Source organism: Actinophytocola sp. NPDC049390, from assembly GCF_044466355.1.
In the GTDB taxonomy this organism is placed as follows: Bacteria; Actinomycetota; Actinomycetes; order Mycobacteriales; family Pseudonocardiaceae; genus Actinophytocola.
Genome location: NZ_JBITMQ010000015.1, coordinates 38,763 through 58,734, shown reverse-complemented (window position 1 = coordinate 58,734; position 19,972 = coordinate 38,763). Strand labels below are relative to the sequence as shown.

20 protein-coding genes and 1 pseudogene are annotated in these 19,972 nt (G+C 70.4%); 12 read left to right on the top strand and 9 right to left on the bottom strand.

The window, feature by feature from the left end:
* Positions 1–28 precede the first annotated feature (28 nt).
* A complete protein-coding gene (locus ACIBVP_RS34920) occupies positions 29–427 on the bottom strand; it encodes a hypothetical protein (protein ID WP_396110727.1) in 399 nt (132 codons plus the stop codon).
* 273 nt (positions 428–700) lie between these two features.
* Positions 701–1,696 (bottom strand): LacI family DNA-binding transcriptional regulator, encoded by a 996-nt coding sequence (locus ACIBVP_RS34915; RefSeq protein WP_396110726.1) that lies wholly within the window; start codon positions 1,694–1,696, stop codon positions 701–703.
* A gap of 149 nt (positions 1,697–1,845) precedes the next feature.
* On the opposite strand from ACIBVP_RS34915, the gene ACIBVP_RS34910 reads away from it, so the two are divergent.
* The 3 genes from ACIBVP_RS34910 to ACIBVP_RS34900 are packed head-to-tail and all read left to right on the top strand — an operon-like array spanning position 1,846 to position 4,994.
* Positions 1,846–3,258: an L-fucose/L-arabinose isomerase family protein gene (locus tag ACIBVP_RS34910; RefSeq protein ID WP_396110725.1), complete on the top strand. Its 1,413-nt coding sequence runs from the start codon at positions 1,846–1,848 to the stop codon at positions 3,256–3,258.
* The gene (locus tag ACIBVP_RS34905; protein WP_396110724.1) at positions 3,251–4,744 is read left to right on the top strand and encodes an FGGY-family carbohydrate kinase; all 1,494 of its coding nucleotides are present in this window, start codon (positions 3,251–3,253) and stop codon (positions 4,742–4,744) included. Before ACIBVP_RS34910 ends, ACIBVP_RS34905 begins: the two co-directional genes overlap by 8 nt.
* Positions 4,728–4,994, top strand: a complete 267-nt coding sequence (locus tag ACIBVP_RS34900) for a DUF4342 domain-containing protein (protein ID WP_396110723.1) — start codon at positions 4,728–4,730, stop codon at positions 4,992–4,994. The genes ACIBVP_RS34905 and ACIBVP_RS34900 overlap by 17 nt, the downstream gene beginning before the upstream one ends.
* A gap of 207 nt (positions 4,995–5,201) precedes the next feature.
* Here ACIBVP_RS34900 and ACIBVP_RS34895 read toward each other — a convergent pair whose 3' ends face one another.
* On the bottom strand, positions 5,202–5,861 hold the full coding sequence (locus tag ACIBVP_RS34895; protein WP_396110722.1) for a uridine kinase: 660 nt from the start codon (positions 5,859–5,861) through the stop codon (positions 5,202–5,204).
* Between the two features lie 70 nt (positions 5,862–5,931).
* Between ACIBVP_RS34895 and ACIBVP_RS34890 the strand changes: the two genes are divergently transcribed.
* The 3 genes from ACIBVP_RS34890 (at position 5,932) to ACIBVP_RS34880 (ending at position 10,111) form a co-directional block, all read left to right on the top strand.
* Entirely contained in the window at positions 5,932–7,926 is a 1,995-nt protein-coding gene (locus ACIBVP_RS34890) for a beta-propeller domain-containing protein (RefSeq protein WP_396110721.1), read from the top strand.
* A 45-nt stretch (positions 7,927–7,971) separates the two neighbouring features.
* The gene (locus tag ACIBVP_RS34885; RefSeq protein ID WP_396110720.1) at positions 7,972–9,462 is read left to right on the top strand and encodes an MFS transporter; all 1,491 of its coding nucleotides are present in this window, start codon (positions 7,972–7,974) and stop codon (positions 9,460–9,462) included.
* A gap of 100 nt (positions 9,463–9,562) precedes the next feature.
* Positions 9,563–10,111: a hypothetical protein gene (locus tag ACIBVP_RS34880; RefSeq protein ID WP_396110719.1), complete on the top strand. Its 549-nt coding sequence runs from the start codon at positions 9,563–9,565 to the stop codon at positions 10,109–10,111.
* 49 nt (positions 10,112–10,160) lie between these two features.
* Here the strand turns inward: ACIBVP_RS34880 and ACIBVP_RS34875 are convergent, their stop codons facing one another.
* Positions 10,161–11,447 carry a cytochrome P450 gene (locus ACIBVP_RS34875; RefSeq protein WP_396110718.1) on the bottom strand — a complete coding sequence of 429 codons (1,287 nt, stop codon included), beginning with the start codon at positions 11,445–11,447 and terminating at the stop codon, positions 10,161–10,163.
* 40 nt (positions 11,448–11,487) lie between these two features.
* Between ACIBVP_RS34875 and ACIBVP_RS34870 the strand changes: the two genes are divergently transcribed.
* Positions 11,488–12,252, top strand: coding sequence for an alpha/beta fold hydrolase (locus tag ACIBVP_RS34870; protein WP_396110717.1), 765 nt, complete (start codon positions 11,488–11,490; stop codon positions 12,250–12,252).
* A gap of 117 nt (positions 12,253–12,369) precedes the next feature.
* Here ACIBVP_RS34870 and ACIBVP_RS34865 read toward each other — a convergent pair whose 3' ends face one another.
* Positions 12,370–12,744: an FKBP-type peptidyl-prolyl cis-trans isomerase gene (locus ACIBVP_RS34865; protein ID WP_396110716.1), complete on the bottom strand. Its 375-nt coding sequence runs from the start codon at positions 12,742–12,744 to the stop codon at positions 12,370–12,372.
* Positions 12,745–12,887: 143 nt separating this feature from the next.
* On the opposite strand from ACIBVP_RS34865, the gene ACIBVP_RS34860 reads away from it, so the two are divergent.
* On the top strand, positions 12,888–14,036 hold the full coding sequence (locus ACIBVP_RS34860; RefSeq protein WP_396110715.1) for a PLP-dependent aminotransferase family protein: 1,149 nt from the start codon (positions 12,888–12,890) through the stop codon (positions 14,034–14,036).
* Here the strand turns inward: ACIBVP_RS34860 and ACIBVP_RS34855 are convergent.
* Together ACIBVP_RS34855 and rnhA are read right to left on the bottom strand one after the other, a co-directional pair.
* Entirely contained in the window at positions 14,005–14,787 is a 783-nt protein-coding gene (locus ACIBVP_RS34855) for a DNA polymerase beta superfamily protein (protein WP_396110714.1), read from the bottom strand. The two genes, ACIBVP_RS34860 and ACIBVP_RS34855, sit on opposite strands and share 32 nt — an antisense overlap.
* 41 nt (positions 14,788–14,828) lie before the next feature.
* A complete protein-coding gene (rnhA, locus tag ACIBVP_RS34850) occupies positions 14,829–15,275 on the bottom strand; it encodes a ribonuclease HI (RefSeq protein ID WP_396110713.1) in 447 nt (148 codons plus the stop codon).
* Between rnhA and ACIBVP_RS34845 the strand changes: the two genes are divergently transcribed.
* Genes ACIBVP_RS34845 through ACIBVP_RS34835 form a run of 3 tightly spaced genes read left to right on the top strand, consistent with a single transcriptional unit; the run spans position 15,250 to position 18,079 of the window.
* Positions 15,250–15,951, top strand: a complete 702-nt coding sequence (locus ACIBVP_RS34845; protein WP_396110712.1) for a DUF429 domain-containing protein — start codon at positions 15,250–15,252, stop codon at positions 15,949–15,951. The genes rnhA and ACIBVP_RS34845 overlap by 26 nt on opposite strands.
* 32 nt (positions 15,952–15,983) lie before the next feature.
* Positions 15,984–17,126, top strand: coding sequence for a DUF4268 domain-containing protein (locus ACIBVP_RS34840; RefSeq protein ID WP_396110711.1), 1,143 nt, complete (start codon positions 15,984–15,986; stop codon positions 17,124–17,126).
* 44 nt (positions 17,127–17,170) lie between these two features.
* Entirely contained in the window at positions 17,171–18,079 is a 909-nt protein-coding gene (locus ACIBVP_RS34835; protein WP_396110710.1) for a phosphotransferase, read from the top strand.
* On the opposite strand, the gene ACIBVP_RS34830 is transcribed toward ACIBVP_RS34835, so the two are convergent.
* Positions 18,069–18,812 carry a GNAT family N-acetyltransferase gene (locus ACIBVP_RS34830; RefSeq protein ID WP_396110709.1) on the bottom strand — a complete coding sequence of 248 codons (744 nt, stop codon included), beginning with the start codon at positions 18,810–18,812 and terminating at the stop codon, positions 18,069–18,071. The two genes, ACIBVP_RS34835 and ACIBVP_RS34830, sit on opposite strands and share 11 nt — an antisense overlap.
* 315 nt (positions 18,813–19,127) lie before the next feature.
* Here ACIBVP_RS34830 and ACIBVP_RS34825 point away from each other — a divergent pair.
* Positions 19,128–19,205 (top strand): annotated as a pseudogene (locus ACIBVP_RS34825) (SEC-C metal-binding domain-containing protein); the annotation flags it as partial.
* A gap of 60 nt (positions 19,206–19,265) precedes the next feature.
* Here the strand turns inward: ACIBVP_RS34825 and ACIBVP_RS34820 are convergent.
* Positions 19,266–19,736: a hypothetical protein gene (locus ACIBVP_RS34820; RefSeq protein WP_396110708.1), complete on the bottom strand. Its 471-nt coding sequence runs from the start codon at positions 19,734–19,736 to the stop codon at positions 19,266–19,268.
* Positions 19,737–19,972 lie beyond the last annotated feature (236 nt).

The window sequence follows — 19,972 nt, the reverse complement described above, 5'->3', positions numbered from 1 at the left end:
CCACGGCGGCGAAGGCGTCCCCCCGCGGTCAGCGGGTTTGCTGCGGGTAGGCGGGTGTCTGCGCGTATGGCTGCTGGGTGGTCTGGTAGGCCGGGGCCGCGGCCGGTGGGCGCAGCCGCAGCATGACGGAGACCCCGATCATGCCGACCCCGAGCAGGCTCACCGTGATCGGGAAGCCGGTGCCCTTGTCGGTGACCGTGCCGAAGGCGAGGCCGCTCTCACAGACCTGGTTGACCTGCCCCTCGCCGGCAGGGGTGGCGGTGCAGGTCCATGAGTGCTCGTCCATCTCGACCTTCTGGGTGCCCCAGAAGTTCTCGTCCCCGTCCCCGCTGATGAACGACAGGAACATCCCCACAACAAGCGCGATCAGGCCGCCGACGGCCAACAAACCGGACAGAACGCGGCCGAAAGTCCATGGTGCTGACATCCGCAGCACCCTACCGAGTTGATCATCATCGCAGGACAGGGCGGCCTGCTGCCTCCCTGACCCGCGAAAGACGACAGGCAGGCACGCTGGCAAACGATCAAGAAAGAAGCGCAAAAGCCCAGCTGACCTGCGAAAACGCGCCCCCCAGTACGTAACCTCAACCCCCACCCATTCCCGGGGGCCACCCGCCATGCCAGCCTACCGGTACCCACCGACAGAACCGGGGCACGAGCGGTCGGCTGTGGATAACCCGACCACCTGTGGACAACCGCGTCATCCGCGGTGACTGCTGCTTCGTTCGATCAACCGCGCCCCGAGCGTGGTGGTCGTGGCCGCCCGGGTGTTGTCCGCGATCCGGGCCAGCAGGAGCTGCGCGGCGACCGTTCCGATCTCGTACGCGGGCTGGGCGACGACGGTCATGGGTGGATCCACCAACCCGGCCCACGGCACGTCGTCGAACGCCACCACGCCGACGTCCTCCCCGGGCCGCAACCGATGCGACCGCAACGCCTCCAGTACCCCGATCGCCATCGCCGAGTTGGCGACCAGCAACGCGTCCGGCGGCTCGTCCTGGGAGAACAAGTCCGCGGCCGCCTTCTGCGCGCCGGCGGCCTTGAACTCCGTCCGCCGCACCAATCGAGGCGAACTGCGCTGTTTGCCCGCTTTGAGCGCGTCTCGATACCCCGCGAGGCGATCGTCGGCCGTCCGGAGACCCGACGGGCCCGTGATACACCCGATCCGCTGGTACCCCTGCTCGACGAGGTGCGTGGTGGCCTGCCGGGCGGCGAGCCGGGTGTCGACCAGCACGGTGTCGCTCTCGCGATCGGGCAGCGGCCGGTCCACGGCGACCACGGGCGTGCCGCGGCGCGCGAGGTTCTCCACGCCCGCCGCCGTCGCGGTCGGCGAGATGATCACGCCCGCGACTCGTTCCTGGATCGCCACGTCGACGTACTTGCGTTCCTTGTCGGCGTCCTCGTCGGTGTTGCACAGCACGACCGAGTACCCGACGCTGTGCGCCACGTCCTCGACGCCGCGGGCGATCGCGGTGAAGAACGGGTTCTCCACGTCGCTGATGATCAGCGCGAGGACCGCCGCCTCCTGTCGCCGCAGGTTCCTCGCGGGGCCGTTCGGCTGGTAGCCCAGTTCCTGGGCGGCCGCCAGTACCCGCGCCGCCAACTCGGGGTCCACTGTGGACTTGCCGTTCAACGCGCGGGAGACCGTCGCCGTCGACACGCCTGCCCGCGCGGCAACGTCACTGATCGTCGCCACTTACCGCCTCGCTTCCCACCTCTGCGAAGACCCTACGCCGACCGCTATTGACACGATCCGGGCCTAAGAATAGCTTCTGAGAAAACGATTACTCCAACCCTTCTGGGGGATCGATCCCCAGACTCCCGGCGAAACGCAGGAGGACACCCGTGGCCCGTATCGGCGTGATCAACATTTCCGACGGGCGGGACTACGTCCACGACGGCATCGCGGACTTCATCGTGGCCAACGAGGACAAGCTGGTCCGCAAGCTCGAAGCCGCCGGTCACGAGGTGGTCCGCGCGCGGCAGCCCGTCTCCGCCAACACCCTCGCCACCTCGCTCGCGCGCGAGGTCGAGGCCGCCGGCGTCGACCTGACCGTGCTGCACTACTGCGTCTGGGCGTTCCCGCACTTCACGATGCTCGCCGCGGGCCAGCTGACCAGCCCGTTGCTGCTGCTCGCCAACATCGACCCGGTCCAGCCCGGCATGGTCGGCATGCTCGCCGCGGGCGGCGCCCTCGACCAGGTCGGCCGCGCGCACACCCGGCTCTGGGGCGACCCGGAGGACGACGACCTGATCGCCGCGATCGGGGTCCGCGCCACCGCCGCACACGCGGTCAAGGCGCTCCGCGGCCAGACGTTCGGCCGCATCGGCGGCCGCCCCATGGGCATGAACACCGCCACCGCCAACACCGACCAGTGGCAGCGGCAGTTCGGCGTGGACGTCGAGGAGATCGACCAGTGGGAGATCGTCCGCCGCGCCGAGTCGGCCGACCAGGCCGAGAAGACCAAGGCCCGGCATTGGCTGGAGCAGCACGCCAACGTGCACTACGACGGCAAGAAGCTCACCGAGGAGCTGCTGGAGCGCCAGATCGGCTCCTACCTGGCCATGCGTGAGCTGATCGACGAGTGGAACCTCGACTTCACGGGCATCAAGGGCCAGCCGGAACTGACGCAGTACTTCGCCACCATGGACGTCGCGGAGGCGTTCCTCAACGACCCGTACGACTGGAACGGGCCGAAGGAACCGCACGTCTGCGCCACCGAGGCGGACATGGACGGCGCGCTGACCATGCAGATCCTCAAGCACATTTCGCGCACACCCGTCCTGTTCGCCGACGTGCGCCACTACCACGGCGACCGCGACATCTGGGACCTGTGCAACTCCGGCCAGCACGCCACCTGGTACGCCGCCCGCAGCGACGACCCGGCCGAGAACCTCGCCAAGGTGCACCTGTACCCGGAGGTGTTCTTCTTCCCGGCGGGCGGCGCCTCCGTGCAGCACGTGGCGGCACCCGGTCAGATGACCCTCGCCCGGCTGACGCGCAACGACGGCAACTACCGGCTGCAGTTGATGCTCGGCGAGTTCGAGAACTACGACGACGCCACCACCGAAGAGCTGATGAAGATGTCGACGCCCGAGTGGCCGCACGCGTTCGCCCGGCTCGACGCGCCCGCCGAGGTGTTCCTGTCCCGCTTCGGCGCCAACCACATCCACGCCGTGCCCGGCGACCGGCGTGCGGAACTGCGCGCGGTGTGCGAGCTTCTCGACGTGACCCTCGACGAGTTCACCCGTGGCTGACGTCTTCTGCGGCATCGACATCGGCACGTCCAGTTCCAAGGGTGTGCTCGTCACCGCCGAGGGCGAGGTCGTGGCGCGGGCGTCGCGGGCGCACGACACCGCGACGCCGCGGCCCGGCTGGGTCGAGCACGACGCGGAAGGCGTGTGGTGGGCCGATTTCCTCACGCTCACCAGGGAGCTGACGGCGGCGGGGCACCGGATCGCGGGCCTCGCGGTGAGCGGCATCGGCCCCGTCCTGCTGCCCGCCGACGGAACCGGGAAACCGCTGCGCCCGGCGATCCTCTACGGCGTCGACACCCGGGCGGCCGAGGAGATCGGCGAACTGACCGGAGAGCTGGGTGCCAAGGAGATCCTGCGGCGCGGCGGCACCCCGCTCTCCAGCCAGGCCGTCGGCCCCAAGCTGCGCTGGCTCGCGCGGCACGAGCCGGAGGTGTGGGCGCGCACCGAGCTGCTGCTGATGGCCAGCTCGTACCTGGTGCACCGGCTGACCGGCCGGTACGTGCTCGACCACCACTCGGCGAGCCAGTGCGATCCGATGTACGACCAGTCGGCGTTCGACTGGGCACACGACTGGGCGGAGGTCGTCGCGCCGGGGCTGCGGCTGCCGGAGCTGGCGTGGCCGACGGAGGTCGTCGGCACGGTCACCGCGGCCGCCGCCCGCGAGACCGGGCTGCCGGAGGGGCTGCCCGTCACCGCCGGGACGGTCGACGCGTGGGCGGAGGCCACGAGCGTCGGCGTGCGCGAACCCGGCGACGTGATGGTCATGTACGGCACCACGATGTTCCTGATCCAGGTCATCGCGAAGCCTGCGCCCCACCCCGCCCTGTGGACGACGAGTGGCGTGTACCCGGGGACGTGGTCGCTGGCGGCGGGCATGGCGACGTCGGGCGCGGTCACCGACTGGTTGCGGAAGCTGGTCGGCGCGGACTTCACGACGCTCGTGGCCGAGGCGGCGTCGGTGCCGGCAGGCAGCAGGGGACTGTTGCTGCTGCCGTACTTCGCCGGTGAGCGGACTCCGATCTTCGACCCGTCCGCCAGGGGGATCGTCGCCGGGCTGACGCTCGGGCACGGGCGGGCCGAGCTGTACCGGGCCGCGCTCGAGGGCATCGCGTACGGCGTGCGGCACAACCTGGAGGTCATGCGCGCGGCCGGTGGCCCGGCGCGGCGGCTGGTCGCGGTCGGCGGTGGCACGCAGGGCGGGCTGTGGACGCGGATCGTGTCGGACGTGACCGGCGAGGCGCAGGTCGTGCCCGCCGAGACCGTCGGCGCGGCGTTCGGCGACGCGATGCTGGCGGCGGGCGCCGCGGGTGTGGACGTCACGGGCTGGAACCCGGACGACCACGTGGTCCACCCGTCCGGTGACGGTGTCTATGACGATTTCTACGCCCGGTACCGCGAGCTGTACCGGGCGACGGTGGACGTGGCACACTTCCTCGCCGAGCAGCAAGTCACGGCGGCTGGGGGCGACGATGGGAAACGCGGCTGAGGGCAACGGCATCCAGGCGTTGGTGGACAAGATCGCCGAGCTGGTCCGCGAAGGCAACGCCCGCCGCGTGGTGGTGACCGACAAGACCGGCCGCAAGATCCTCGACCTCCCGATCAACGCGGGCGTGGTCGCGGCCTTCTTCTTCCCGACCCTGACGGCCGCGGGCGCGGCCCTGGCCCTGGCAGGCGGCTGGAAGATCCAGGTAGAACACACCACCCCGGAACCCACCCCCGCCGACCCCACCCCGTAACCCCGCGAGTCGCGCGCCAGAACACCGCGAGTCGCGCGCTCACGCACACCGAGTTGTCGGTTTCGTGCACACGCACCCGCAGGCAACTGCACGAAACGCACAACTCGGTATGTCTGACCGCGCGACTCGCCATGTCTTGGGGCGCGACTCGCGGTGTTTGGGGGTTGGGGTTGTGTGTGGCTTGGTATGGCCTGGGGGCGTGACTCGTTATGTTTGGGCGCGTGACTCGCGGGGGATTGGGGTTGGGTTGGTGAGGTTTGTGTTGTCGAGTACCAGCTTTGCTCGGGTTTGGGGGTGGCACTCGGCCATGTAGAGGCGTTGGCCTTCTATGTAGCGGCGGTTTTTCGGGGCCGCTGGGTTCGGGTCGCCGTAGCCGCGGCTCGCGCCGCGGGGGACGGAGACGTCGAACGGGACCTCGAGCCACACCGAGTAGTCCCAGTACCTGATCAGCTCGTCGCGGTGGGTGAAGATGCCGTCGACGATGAGGATCGCGTCGTCGGGTGCGAGCTCCGGCAGCAGTCGTACCTCGCGTTCGCGGTGCACGTCGTACACGGCGCGGATGTACTCGCCGTTGCCGCCCGGGCTCAGCGGGTCGAGCAGCAGGCGGCACATCCGGCCGTAGTCGAACGAGTCTCGGTAGTAGCCCTCGGGGGAGTCGCGGCCCCGGCGGTGTCTCGTGCGCGGCGGGTTCAGGAAGCCGTCCGCCGACGCGCGGATCACGTGGGCGCCGCGGCCGGACAGTTCCGTGCCGAGCGCGTCGGCGAAGTGGGTCTTGCCCGCGCCGTCCACCCCGTCGATCGCGACCCGCCGGACGCGGTCGGCCGGCAGCGCGAGGATCGCTTCCGCGACGTGCTGGCAGGGATGCATTACGTCAGTGAACCGCGTGGTCGGCGGTTTTCCAAGGTCTTCCGCCCGAACGAGCAACCCGATCGCCCGGATGGTCCGTCCTGGCGTCATGGAGCACGACTTATCAAAGCGCCCGCGGCTCATGCTGACCGCGGCGGTGGTGACGGCCCTCGCGGCGGGCGTGACGATCGCCGCCCTGGTCACCGGCACGTCCGACGACGGCACCGAACCCGGCGGGCCGCCTCAGCGGCACGAGATCAGCCTCGTCGCCTTCGACACCTGCGAGACGGCGCTCGCGGAGATGAAGTCGCGGGTCCTGCCGCGGGTCACCCAGTACGGGCTCGACCAGGGTCCGCGCGTCGTCGAGGACGGCGCCATCCCGGCCGATGGCGAGCGCGCCGCCGCTCCCAACGCCGCGCCGGGCGAGGGCACGGCCGCGAAGGAGTCGGCCCCCCGGGAGCACTCGACGACGAACGTGCACGAGAAGGGCGTCGACGAGCCCGATCTCGTGAAGACCGACGGCACGCGGGTGGTCAGCGTCGCGGACGGGACGCTCCGCGTCGTGGACGTCGCGACCCGGGAGCAGACCGCGGCCGTGCCGCTGGAGTCCGGGCACGCGACCCAGCTCCTCCTCGCGGGTGACCGCGCGCTCGTCATGTCCGGCGGCGGCGCCGTCGCGGAGGACGGCGTGGCGATCGCACCGGGCGAGCCGATGCCGCGGGGCAAACCCGCGCCGACCGACACGTTCCCGTACGCGTCGACGCTCACGCTCGTCGACCTCACCGGTGCGGGCAGGGTCCTCGGCACCCTGTCGCTCGACGGCAACTATCTCGACGCCCGCCAGGTCGGGAACGTCGCCCGCGTCGTCGTGCGTTCGGTGCCCCGGCTCGAGTTCCGCAACTCGGTCCACGACGAGAACGACACCGAGGCCGTGCTCGCCAACAAGGACGTGGTGACCAGCTCGGCCATCGACGACTGGCTGCCGACCTACCGGCTGAAGACCGGAACGGGCACCACGACCGGGCAGCTGACCGACTGCGCGGACGTGCACCACCCGGTCGACTACACGGCCACCGCCATGCTGACGGTGCTCACGTTCGACCTCACGAAGGACCTCGGCAGGGGCGACCCGGTGACGATCGTCGCCGACGGCGACACCGTGTACGGCACGGGCGCGAACCTCTACGTCGCCGACGACCACGTGGCGCACGGCATCCGCGCGGGCCGGGTCGACGGCGGGCAGACCGAGCTGTACCAGTTCGACGTCTCCGGCGCGGGCAAGCCGGTGCACGTGGCCTCGGGCCGGGTGGACGGGGTGCTGCTCAACCAGTACTCACTGTCCGAACACGACGGTCACCTGCGCGTCGCGACCACGAAGTCGGGCGCGCGAGGCTCCGAGAGCATGATCACCGTGTTGCGGCGCAACGGGAACAGGCTCGGCGCGGTCGGTCACGTCGACGGACTCGGGGTGGGGGAACGGATCTACGCGGTCCGCTACTTCGGCACCACCGCGTACGTGGTGACGTTCCGGCAGACCGACCCGCTGTACACAGTGGACCTCACGGACCCGGCCGCGCCGAAGGTGACCGGCGAGCTGAAGATCACCGGCTACTCCGCCTACCTGCACGGCGCGGGCGAGGGCAGGCTGATCGGCGTCGGCCAGGAGGCAGACACGACCGGCCGCACGACCGGCGCGCAGATCTCCCTCTTCGACACGACCGATCCGGCCGGTGCGCGCAGGCTCGCGCAGTACCACCTGGAGAACTCGTGGACCGAAGTGGAGGGTGATGCGCACGCCTTCCTCTACTGGCCGGACAAGGGTTTGCTGGTCCTCCCGGTCCGCGGCGGCGTGGTCGTGGACGGCCCGCCGGACCAGGCCGCGGGTGGCGCGCTGGTGCTGAGGCTGGAGGGGAACACGTTCCGCCAGGCCGGGATGCTCGCCCACACCTCCGACCGGTACGGCGGTTCGGTGGTGCCGCGCAGGGCGATGGTGATCGGCACCGAGCTGTGGACGGTGTCGGAGGCGGGCATGCTGGTGTGCGACCTCGACTCGCTCCGTCAGCTGGCGTGGGTGCCCTTCACCTGATCACCACGGGTGGTACTCGCGCGCCGATGTGGGTAGACATCAGTGGTGAGCCGAGCATCGACGCAGCCGACCGAGTACGAGCCGGGCACTGATCCGCGCCGGTGGCGTGCGCTGGTCGTGACGCTCGCGGGTGGGTTCATGATCCTGCTCGACGTGAGCATCGTGACCGTCGCGATCCCGTCCATCCAGCAGGGGCTCGGCACGTCGGAAAGCGGCGTGCAGTGGGTGGTGTCTGGCTACCCGCTCACGTTCGGGCTGGCGTTGGTGGCGGGCGGGCGGCTCGGCGACGCGTTCGGGCGGCGCAACATGTACCTGGTCGCGCTGACCGGGTTCGTCGCGACGAGCGTGTTCGCCGGGCTCGCGCCGACTCTGACTCTGCTGGTGGTCGCGCGGCTGCTGCAGGGCCTCGTCGCCGGGCTGGTCACCCCGCAGAACGGCGGGCTGATCCAGGACCTGTTCCGCGGCGCGGAGCGCGGCAGGGCGTTTGGCCTGCTCGGCGCCACCATCGGCCTGTCCACGGCGGCGGGACCGGTGATCGGCGGGTTCATCCTCGGTGTCGCCGGTGAGCCGGACGGCTGGCGCTGGGTGTTCCTCGTGAACCTGCCGGTCGGCCTGCTGACGATCGCGCTCGCGCTGCTGCTGGTGCCGAGGACGCCACGCCGAACCACCCGCGCCGACATCGACTACGGCGGCGTCCTGTTGCTGGGGCTCACCGTGTTGTGCGTGCTGTTCCCGGTGGTGCTGTCCGAGTCGGACGGGATCCGCCGGTTCTGGTGGCTGTTCGTGGTCGCGCTGCCGCTGGGCTGGGCGTTCCTGCGGTGGGAGCGGCGCAGGCGGGCGGCCGCGCGGGTGCCGCTGGTGGACACGCGGCTGTTCACCGCGACCCCCGGCTACCCGTCCGGGGCGACGATCGTCGCCGTGTACTTCTGCGGGTTCGCCGGCATCTGGCTGGTGTTCGCCGTGTACCTCCAGTCCGACCTGGGCCTCACGCCGCTGGAGTCCGGGCTCGCGGTCACGCCGTTCTCGCTGGGCTCGGCGGTGTCGTCGTGGGTGGCGGGCAGGCACGTCGACCGGTTCGGCAGGCGGGTGACGATCACCGGGCTGGCGCTCGCCGCCGTCGGCCTCGGCGCGGTGGCGCTGCTCGGGGTGACCGTCGGCCGCGAGCACCTGATCTGGGCGATCCAGTTTCCGCTGCTGGTGGCCGGGATCGGCGGCGGCGCGGTGATCTCGCCGAACACCACGCTCACGCTCGCGTGCGTGCCGGACCGCATGGCCGGGGTCGCGAGCGGGGTGCTGCAGACCGGGCAGCGGATCGGCACGGCGGTCGGCACGGCGCTCCTCGCGGCGGTGTTCCACGCCGTGGCGAGTGCCGCGGGGGCACCCGCCTTCGGGTTCGCGGTGGCGATGCTCGTCGCGGTCGCGCTGATCCTGATCGCCCTCGCGCTGGCGGTCGCGGAACGCCGTGGACGTATTGGGAACCATGGGAATGTCGAGTTGGAAAATTTCTCATCCAGCACTATGACATCTGGTCAGTAACTACTAACGTCGGCTGGCGAAAGCGTTCTACCGCCCGCGGGTGCGTGGCCCCTGCTCATCCCCGCCCGCGTGGCCCTGCCTGTGGAACGGAGATTCCGCCATGCGAAAAATCGTGGTCCGAGCGCTCGTCACGGCCGTCTCGGCGGCCACCGCCCTGTTGTTCACCGCCACGGCCGCGCAGGGATCGGCGCAGCCCAAGGAGGTCGACCCGGTCTTCGACCGCCCGGCCGCGGCCGCCGACGTCGGGCCGTACGTCACGAAGCTGAGCCACTCGCAGGCCACGTCGATGCTGCGGTCGTCCGGCATCACCTGGTCGTCCAGTGGCAACTGCAGTGACCGCTACAACTCGACCTGCACGTCGTTCGAGCAGGTCAACCTGGCCACCATCCAGGGTGCGCAGACGCTCAAGTCGGCGAGCGGCTGCGCGCTGAACATCACCGGTGGCACGGAGGTCGGGCACGCCAGCGGCACGTACAGCCACTGGAACGGCTACAAACTCGACTACAGCCTCTACACCTGCGTCGGCAACTACATCCGCAACAACTTCACCTACATCGGTGGCAACAAGTGGCGGTCCGGGTCCGGGAACATCTACTTCCTGGAAAGCAACCACTGGGACGTCACGTACTACAACTGCGGGGGTTGCTAGGTGGAGCCGGTGGTGCTTTCCCTTGCTCCCCGGGGGAAAGCACCGCCTTTCACCACGCGATCGGCAGGTGTTTCACGCCGTGCTGGAAGTTCGACCGCAGCCGCACGACCTCACCGGCGGGCTCTACCTCGCCCAGTCGGTCGATCACGGCCGTGAACAGCGCCCGCATCTGCACCTTCGCCAGGTGCGCGCCGATGCAGTAGTGCGGGCCGTGACCGAAGCTCAGGTGGTCGTTCTGCGTTCGGGTCACGTCGAACGTGTCCGGGTCGGGGAACACGCGCTCGTCCCGGTTGCCGGACGAGAACCACACGACCACCTTGTCCCCGGCGCGGATCTCCTGACCGCCCAGCACCGTGTCGGTCGTGGCCGTGCGCCGGAACCGCATCACCGGTGACCACCAGCGCAGCATCTCCTCGACCGCGCCCGGCAGCAAAGCCCGGTCCCGCACAAGTTTCCGGTATTCGTCCACATGGGACAGCAGGGTGTGCATGCCACCAGGGAGCGCGTTGCGCAGGGTTTCGTTGCCCGCCACGGAAAACAGCCAGAACATGTTCTCGAACTCGCCGGTCGTGATGCCCTCGGCGACGAGGTTCGTCAGCACGTCGTCGCCGGGCACACGGCGCTTGTGCTCGGCGAGGTCGTGGGCGTAGGCGTAGAGGTCCGGCATGCCTTCGCGAGTTCGCTGGTCGGGCAGCAGCCCGTGCTCGTCCGGTTCGGGGCGCAGCGCCATGGCACGCCGCGCCATCTCCGTCGAGCCCTCCGCGCTCGCCTTCGCGCTGACCGCGTACTCCCGGTCCTGGTAGCCGATGACCCGGTTGCTCCAGTCGTACATCAGCCAGCGGTCCTCGTGCGGCACACCGAAGATCTCGGCGAGGGTGCGCAGCGGCAGGTCGGCGGCCAGTTCCGCGAAGTCGCACCGGCCGTCGTCGGCGACCCGGTCGACCAGTTCGTTCGCCCACCCGGTGATCCGGTCCTCCAGCCGCGCGATGGCCTTCGGGGTGAACGCGCGGGTCAGCATCTTCCGCAGCCGCGAGTGCGCGGGCGGGTCCTGGTTGAGCATCATCTGGCGGACGAACGCGAGCGCCACGTCGTCCGGCGGGTCGACGATCTGCGTGGCCCGCGCGTAGGAGGAGAACGTGGCCGGGTCCCGCATGACCTGTTTGATCTCCGCGTGCCGCACCACGCCCCAGAACCCGGGCCCTTCCGGCCACGGCGGCACCGCCGGTTCGGCCATCCACACGACCGCGGCCTCGGCACGCAGCCGCGCGAACACGTCGTGCGGCACGCCGGTCAGGTAGGTGTCGGGGTTGACGAGGACAGCGGTGTCGGTCGGCACGACCACCATTCTGGCCCGTCATGCGGCACGATCTACAGGTGTGACGAACCTGCACCTCGCCCGGCACGACGTCGGCGGCGACCCCGTCCTGCTCCTGCTCCACGGCCTCGGCGCGACCGGCGAGGTCTGGCACGACCTGCTCGAGCGCAACTGGCCGGGGGAGACGCTGGCCCCCGACCTGCCCGGCCACGGCCGGTCGGACCGGCTCGACGAGTACACGTTCGCGTCGATGGCGGCCGCGGTCGCCGAACTGGTGCCGTCCGGTCGGCAGGTGGTGGTGCTCGGCCACTCGCTCGGCGGCGTGCTGGCGCTGATGCTGACCGACGGCAGCTACGGGTTCGAGGTCACGGGTGCGTGCGGGGTCGGCATCAAGCTGAACTGGTCGCAAGCCGAGCTGGCGAAGGCGGCCGAGGTCGCGGCCAAGCCCGAACGGGTGTTCGCCACGCGTGCCGACGCCGTCGACCGCTGGCTGAAGGTTTCCGGGCTGGTCGGGCTCGTGACGCCGGACTCACCGCGTGCCGACGCGGGCGTGGTCGAGGGGCCTGACGGCTGGCGGGTCGCGGTGGACCCGAAGGCGTTCGGGGTCGGCGCGCCGGACGTGCCCGCGCTGCTCGCGGCCGCGAAGGGCACGACGATCCTGGCGGCGGGGGAGCGGGACCCGATGTGCCCGCCCGACCAGCTGCAGGCGGTCGACCCGGACGGGGTGGTGCTGCCCGCGACCGGCCACAACGTCCACGTCGAGAACCCGCTGACGTTGTGGCCGATCATGGACAGACTGCTGACCAGCCCGCATCCCCGGATCTGAACGTGTTGGCCCGACCCGGCGTCACCAGCTGACCGCGGGTGGTCGGTGGTTGTGAGGTAACCGCTGATCAGGCCAAGACGTCGCACAAAGATCCAAATGGCAAGCTCTGGTCCCGGGCTACTGCACGCCGAGCAGGTCCACTACGAAGATCAGGGTCTCGCCGCCCTTGATCGCCCCGCCCGCGCCGCGGTCGCCGTAGCCGAGGTGCGGCGGGATGACCAGCCGACGGCGGCCGCCGACCTTCATGCCCGCCACGCCGCGGTCCCAGCCCGCGATCACGCGGCCCGCGCCGAGCGGGAAGCTGAACGGTGCGCCGCGATCCCACGACGCGTCGAACTGCTCACCGTTCGAGTGCGCGACGCCGACGTAGTGGACGCTCACGCTCTGACCGGGCTTCGCCTCGTCGCCGTCGCCCACGGTGATGTCCTCGACGACCAGGTCGGCCGGGGCAGGGCCCTCGACGGGGTCGACCACGGGCTTCTCGAGCGCCATGCGTTTCCTCCTTGGTTGTGCTTCCGGCGTACCGGTTCATCCAACCAGCCACCCCGGCGTCCCGCCCTGTGGGCTGGTACTGGCAGCCTGACGTGAGCGTTCGTTAACATCGCGGCATGTCTCCGGCTCGTCGGCTCCAGGGTGTGAAGAGTTCGCCTGTCCGTGATCTCCTCGCGCTGACGCAGCGGCCGGAGGTGATCTCGTTCGCGGGCGGGCTTCCCGCACCCGAACTGTTCGATGTGGACGGTTGGCGGGACGCGTTCGCGAAGGCCGCGGAGGACCGTCGCAACCTCCAGTACGCCACGACCGAGGGCAACCCCGTGCTGCGCGGCGTGCTCGCCGAGCGGATGACGCGCCGCGGCCTGCCGACCGCCGACAGCGACCTGCTCGTCACCACCGGTTCGCAGCAGGCACTGACGTTGGTGACGACCGCGCTGCTCGAACCGGGCGACGTCGTGGCGGTCGAGGAACCCACCTACCTGGCGGCCCTGCAGTGCTTCCAGCTCGCGGGCGCGCGGGTCGTGCCGGTCGCCAGCGACGAGCACGGCATGGTCCCGTCGGCGCTCGCGGAGGTGCTGGAGCGCGACCGCCCGACGCTCGTGTACGTGGTGGCGACGTTCGCGAACCCGAGCGGCCGGACGCTGCCCGCGTCCCGTCGGCGGGAGATCGCCGCGCTGGCCGAACAGCACGACGTGTGGGTGGTGGAGGACGACCCGTACGGCGAGCTGCGCTACCGGGGCGAGCCGGTGCCGCAACTCGCGACGTACGGGGACAAGGTGCTGCACCTCGGCAGCCTGTCGAAGATCGGCGCGCCCGGCCTGCGGCTGGGCTGGCTGCGGGCGCCGCGGTCGCTGATGCCCGCCGCGGTGATCGCGAAGCAGGCCGCCGACCTGCACACGAGCACGATCGACCAGGCCGCCGCGGCCGCGTACCTGACCGGCGTCGACCTGGACCGGCACGTGGCCGGCCTGTGCGCCGCCTACCGGGAACGCCGCGACACGATGATCGCGGCGCTCCCGGACACCGTGCCCGCGGGCACGGTGTGGTCGGACCCGGACGGCGGCATGTTCGTGTGGCTGCGCCTGCTCGGGCCGGTCGACACGGCCGACCTGCTCCGTAACGCGCTGGACCACAACGTCGCGTTCGTCCCCGGTGCCCCGTTCTTCGCGACGACACCGGACACGGCCACCATGCGCCTGTCGTTCACGACGAACCCACCGGAGGAGATCGTCGAGGGCATGCGCAGGCTGGCGGCGGCGTTCACCAGCCCCAGTGCCGCCGGTGGGCGCTGACGACCCACTCGGAGATCGCGTTCCTGTCGGGTTCGTCCGGCAGCGGCGTCTTCCCCGTCGCCAGTATCTCCTCGACCTGGGCCTGGACCTCCGCGATCTCGGCGAGGACTGTGGCGATGTCAGGCACCTCGCCCCCCTTGACCCGCAGCACCCGATCCCGCTCGACGTCCGGCATGGGCAGCGTGAGGCGGGCGTGCCGCGCCACTTCCAGCCCCTGGTAGGCGAGACGCAGGGCGTGCGACGCGTACTTCACGTCGTAGCCGTACCTCGCCACCAGCTCCGGCCGACTCGGCACCTTGCCCTTGCTCTGCCCCAGCAGCCGGTCCCGCTGTGCGTTGAGGTAGCCGAGGAAGCGGTGCACCGCCGCCCGCGACAGGATCTTCGGCGCGAGCGCCCGCAGTTCCTCACCCAGCGGCGTGACCGTGATGATCGCGTCGGCGGGTGCGTACAGGGGCAGCAGCGCCGTCGGGTTGCCCTTCATCGCGAGCCGCAGGTACTTGTGCAGCGAGTAGCTCACCAGGTCGGTGTCACCCGGCCCGGACCGCGCGCCCTCGGGCTGCGTGCGGAAGACGTAGTGCTGCGCGGCACCGTCCGTCCCGACGACGTTCGCGGGCGGTTCGATGTAGACACCCATCTCGTCGTGGTCGTCGGTGCCGGCGATCGCGATTCCGTGCACACCGGAGCCCACGACGGTACGCAGGATCTCGCCGCGCAGCGCGACGTCCCGGTTTCCGTGCTCGGTGTGGTTCATGCCGAGATGGTGGCACGTACTTGTGTTGGCGCGCCTGCGATTTAGCGGCCCGCGGCCTCCTGCGCGCCCTTGACGGCGAGCTGGTCGGCACGCTCGTTCTCGGGGTGCCCGGCGTGGCCCTTCACCCAGAACCACTGCACCTCGTGCGGTTTCACGGCCTCGTCGAGCCGCCGCCAGAGATCGGCGTTCTTCACGGGCTGCTTCGCGGCGGTCTGCCACCCGTTGCTCTTCCACTTGGGCAGCCACTGCATGATCCCGTTCCGCACGTACGTCGAGTCGGTGTACATGGCGACCACGGACGGCCGGGTCAGACTCTCGAGCGCCACGATCGGCGCCATCAACTCCATGCGGTTGTTGGTGGTGACACCCGCCTCGGCACCGTACAGCTCCTTCTCGTGCTTGCCGTACTTGAGCACGGCGCCCCACCCGCCCGGGCCGGGGTTCCCACTGCACGCGCCGTCGGTGTATATCTCCACGGTGTTCGCCACGGCCAGAAGCCTAACCAACCCCGTTCTGGGCGTTGACGCGTGCAAGTCCGCCTGGGTGGCCATCCGCCTGGGTTCGTCGGTCACCGCCCACTACGCGGAGCACATCGCCGACCTGCCCACCGACGTCTCGGTGATCGCGATCGACATCCCGATCGGCCTGCCCGATCGCGGCCGCCGGACCGCCGACGTGGCGGCCCGCGGGCTGCTCGGCCCCCGACGGTCGTCGGTCTTCCTCACCCCGGTCCGCGCGGCGCTGACCGAGACAACCCATGCCCGCGCGAGCACGGTGAACCGCCAGCTGGCCGGGGAGGGCATGTCGATCCAGGCGTTCGGTCTGTTCCCGAAGATCCGGGAGGTGGACACCTGGCGCCGGACGGCGTCGTGTCGGGTCGTGGAGGCACATCCGGAACTGAGCTTCCGCGAGATGGCAGGCGATCCGATCCCTGATTCGAAGAAGACGTGGGCCGGGCTCGAACACCGCCGCCGACTGCTCGCCGAGAACGGCATCCGCTTCCCCGCCGATCTCGGAGACGCAGGTCGCCAGGCCGCCCCGGACGACATCCTCGACGCCGCCGCCGTCGCGTGGACCGCCGCTCGTGTGGCGGCAGGCACCGCACAACCGCTACCCGACCCCCCGGACGACTACGACGAATTCACGGTGGCCATCTGGCGGTAACGAACATGCCGCGGTGAACTATTTGTTCAGACATGGACGATTCCGTCGCGGCCCACACCACCGCCGCTTACCACGAGCTGTGCAGCAACCTCGACTATGCCCGTGATCTGGTCAGCGGTGGCAAACACCTCCAACGGCTGCAGGTGAACGCCTTCGACGTGGCGGACCTGTACCGCGCGGCATGGGTGCAGGCGGTCTCGGCCCTTGATCACTGGGTGCACCGCGAGTTGTACGACCGTGCGCTCGGGTTCGCGCTCAACGTCGGCGAGAAGCGGCCTCCCCAGTTCTTCAACCTGCGCATCCCGATGCAGATGTTCGAGGACGTGCACTACCACCGGTCGAGAACGTTGCAGGAGGCGTTCGCCGAGCACCTGCGCGATCATTTCGGCTATCAGTCCTTCCAAGCACCCGAGAAGATCAAGCAGGCGCTCGCCCACGTCACGGCGGAACCGTTGTGGCCGAACGTCGAGAAACAGCTGGACTCGGCCGTCGTCCGGCTCAAGGACATCGTCAACCGGAGGAACCGCATCGCGCACGAGGCCGATCGCGACCCGGACGACGGCACGAGACGGCTCCCGATCTCCGCAGACGACGTCACCCTGGCCATCGACCACGTGCAGCAGACCGCCACGGCCATCGCGGTGGTTCTCGGGCGGCCACCGGCGGTGCCCCTCCAGCCGATTCAGGACGAACCCGTACAGGTGACCGCCGGACTCACGCCGAAGCAGGAGCTGTACCGCCGGTTCTGGACCGAGTTTCGGCCAGTCGTCGTACAACACCGGTGGACGAAGTCCACGCCGCCGCCGCAGAACTGGTGGGACATGCCCAGCGGTGTCGGCGGGGTGACCTGGGTGCTGTCCTACTCGATGTTCGGGTGCCGGTCCGAGCTGTACTTCGGGCACACCGATCCGGCGATGAACCTCGCGCGATGGCGAGTGCTGCACGAGCGGCGTGACGAGATCATCGCCTGTTTCGGTGACGGACTGATCTTCGACGACCTGCCGAACAACAAGGCGTGCCGGATCGAGGTACGTCGGCACGGCCCCAAGATCACGGACCAGGCGAAGTGGCCGGAGGTGCGCCGGTGGATGGAAGACACGCAGCTGCGACTGCGTGCGGCGGTCGACACCGTCGGCGGGGTACCGAACATCCTGACCGACAGTGCGGACGGGTGAAATCCGGATGCGGCCGGTGACGTCGGCCGGGCATCATCGCCTGCATGGTGGTGGCTTCCGGGGTGCGGATCGGGTGGGGTGACCTGCCCGGGTCGGTGCGGCGTGCGGTCGAGGGGATCCTCGGCGGCGCTGTCGTCGAGGCCGTGTCGCAGTCCGGTGGGTTCTCGCCCGGTACCGCGGATCGCGTGCGGACCGTCGACGGGGGCCGGGCGTTCGTCAAGGCCGTCAGCGCGGCGCAGAACGAGTTCAGTCCCCGCCTCCACCGCAGCGAAGCCGCCATCGCCGCCGCGCTGCCCGACGACGCGCCCACCTCGACGCTGCTCGGCACGCACGACGACGGTGACTGGGTCGCGCTGGTGTTCACCGACGTCGACGGGCGGCACCCCGACTGGCACGACCCTGCCGACGTGACCGCCGCCCGGACCGCGCTCGCCGACCTGGCCCGCGTGCTCACCCCGTGTCCCGTTGACGTCCGCACGGTCCGTGACCTGCTCGAACCCGACTTCACCGGCTGGCACCGGCTTCGCGACGACCCACCAGCACACCTCGACCCGTGGGTCGCCGCGCATCTCGACGAGCTGTGCCGCCACGCCGAGCACGGGCTCGACGCGATCGTCGGGGACACGCTCGTGCACCTCGACGTCCGGGCCGACAACCTCCTGGTCAGCGACGACGGCTCGGTCACGGTCGTCGACTGGCCGTACGGCTGTCGCGGCGCGGCGTGGCTTGACACGCTCCTCCTGCTGATCAACATCCGGCTGTGCGGCGGCCACGCGGACCTGTCGATACTCGACGCCGACCACCACGACGCGGTCGGTGCGCTCGCCGGGTTCGGCGCGTTCTTCGCCGACGCCGCACGGCACCCGGCGCCGCCGGGGCTGCCGTCACTGCGTGAGTTCCAGCAGGCCCAGGCGGACGTCGTGGTGTCGTGGTTGCGGGAGATCAGCGGCTGAGGTGCAGCATGTCGCCCGTCGGCGTGAAGCCCGCGCGGGCGTACAGCCGCTGTTCCGGCACACCGGCCGGGGTGAGGAACACCGTCCTGGCACCGGCCTCGTGGACGGCCGCGGTGAGGAACGCGGTCATCGCGGCACCGATGCCACGGCGCCGGTACGGTTCCCGCACACCGATGCCGCCGACCTCGGTCGTTCCGTCGACGACCGCCTCGGCGACGCCGCCGCCCGCGGGCTCACCCGCGACCTTTGCCAGCACGGCGAACCCACCGGCACGCAAGCGTTCGCGGGCCTTCTCGACATCGCCGTCCCGGATGTCCGCCGGCTCGCCGAACGCCTCGTGCTGGGCGACCAGCATGCCGCGGACCTCCTCGTCGGTGCGGGGCACGACCAGTTCGACACCGGCCGGTGCCGCGATCGCGACCGCCGACCCGGGCGGGCACAACATCACGGGAATGCGTCGCTCGACCGACCAGCCCGCGATGAGCAGCGCGCGCTCGGCCGCGGGTGCGGTCTCGGCCATGAACTCCACGCGCGGCAACAGGTCCCGCTGCGCGTACGCCTCGGTCAGCGCGTCCACATCGGACGATGACGGCCGCGCGCCGTCGACGGGGATGGCGTAGTTGAGGAACGGGTTGGCCGAGTCCGGCGAGAACGTGGCGAGGAACGGACCGACCTGTTCGGTCATGCGCCCGGCCGCCGCGGCACGGCGCATGTGTGACTGCAGAGCAGACAAGATGAGGTAACCCTTTCAACGAGCATGGGGGGATGACAGCGGAAACGGCGCCACCGGCACTACAGGCGACGCCCACCGTGGGCGTCAGGCATGAGGCGTTCCCCTTGCTCGGTCTGTCGGGTAACGGCAAGTGTGTCACGGGCGGGCGGCCGCGCCAACCGAATTCCGGGTGACAGCGTGGGTAGCGTGAGAGCACATCGGACCGAGGAGGCAGCCATGCACCGCGAACACGACGCCGAGGCGTCCTTTTGAACCCATCAGCAAGCGCCGCAGGGGGTTCCCTCTAGCGAGACCAGGGTCAAACGCGGCGACCGGGTGGTCGGCGGCGACAAGGAACTGGTCGAGAAGCTGGGTGGCAACGACCCGTGCCCGTGCGGCTCCGGACGGCGGTTTCCGCCGTTGCTGCCGCCCCACCGGCCGTTACGACGACACCATGGGCGACTACTACGTGCGTTAGCTGAGGCCGAACGCGTTCGCGTCGTAGGTCAGGTACACGCCGAGGCCGTCCGACTGGTCCCCGCCCACGTGGCCGGGCAGCGCGACGGCCCGGCGGTGCTGCCGCTGCAGGCGGATGAGCCCCGGTCGCAGGCGGCTCGCGTCATCGTCGGGGAGCTTGCCGACGCGGTGCCCGCCGACCCACACGGCGACCGCGTGCCGGTCGAACGGGTTGCCGTGCTCGGCGACCAGCAGTCCGTGGATGTCCTGGCGCACGAGCCCCGGCACGTCACGGCCGACGATGGACCACAGGACGTTCTGGTGTCCGGGCAGCCCGACCACGCGCAGGTCGTCGGCGCCGGCGATCTCCATGGCGCGCATGCCGTCCCGCATCCACTGTGGACGACGAGCCGCCGGGGAGGTGTCCGGGATTCCCGGACCGTCGGAACCCGCCACGAGGTTGTTCCGCAACCACTCGGCAAAACCCATGTCCGGTCTGTCGGCACGACGCGGGGGATCCGTTACCCCCCAGCGTGTTGTGACGAACAATGGCCGCACCCCCGTTACTCCTCACGACGCACGGGGACGCGGCAGAAAGACCACCGCCGGGGGGGGGGGGCCCCGGGGGGGGGCGGGGCGGGGGGGGGGGCGCCCACCCACCAACCAAAAAAAGGGACGTCGGCGCGCACGGGGCCCGGGACGGGCGCGCACCCGCCGCAAATAAC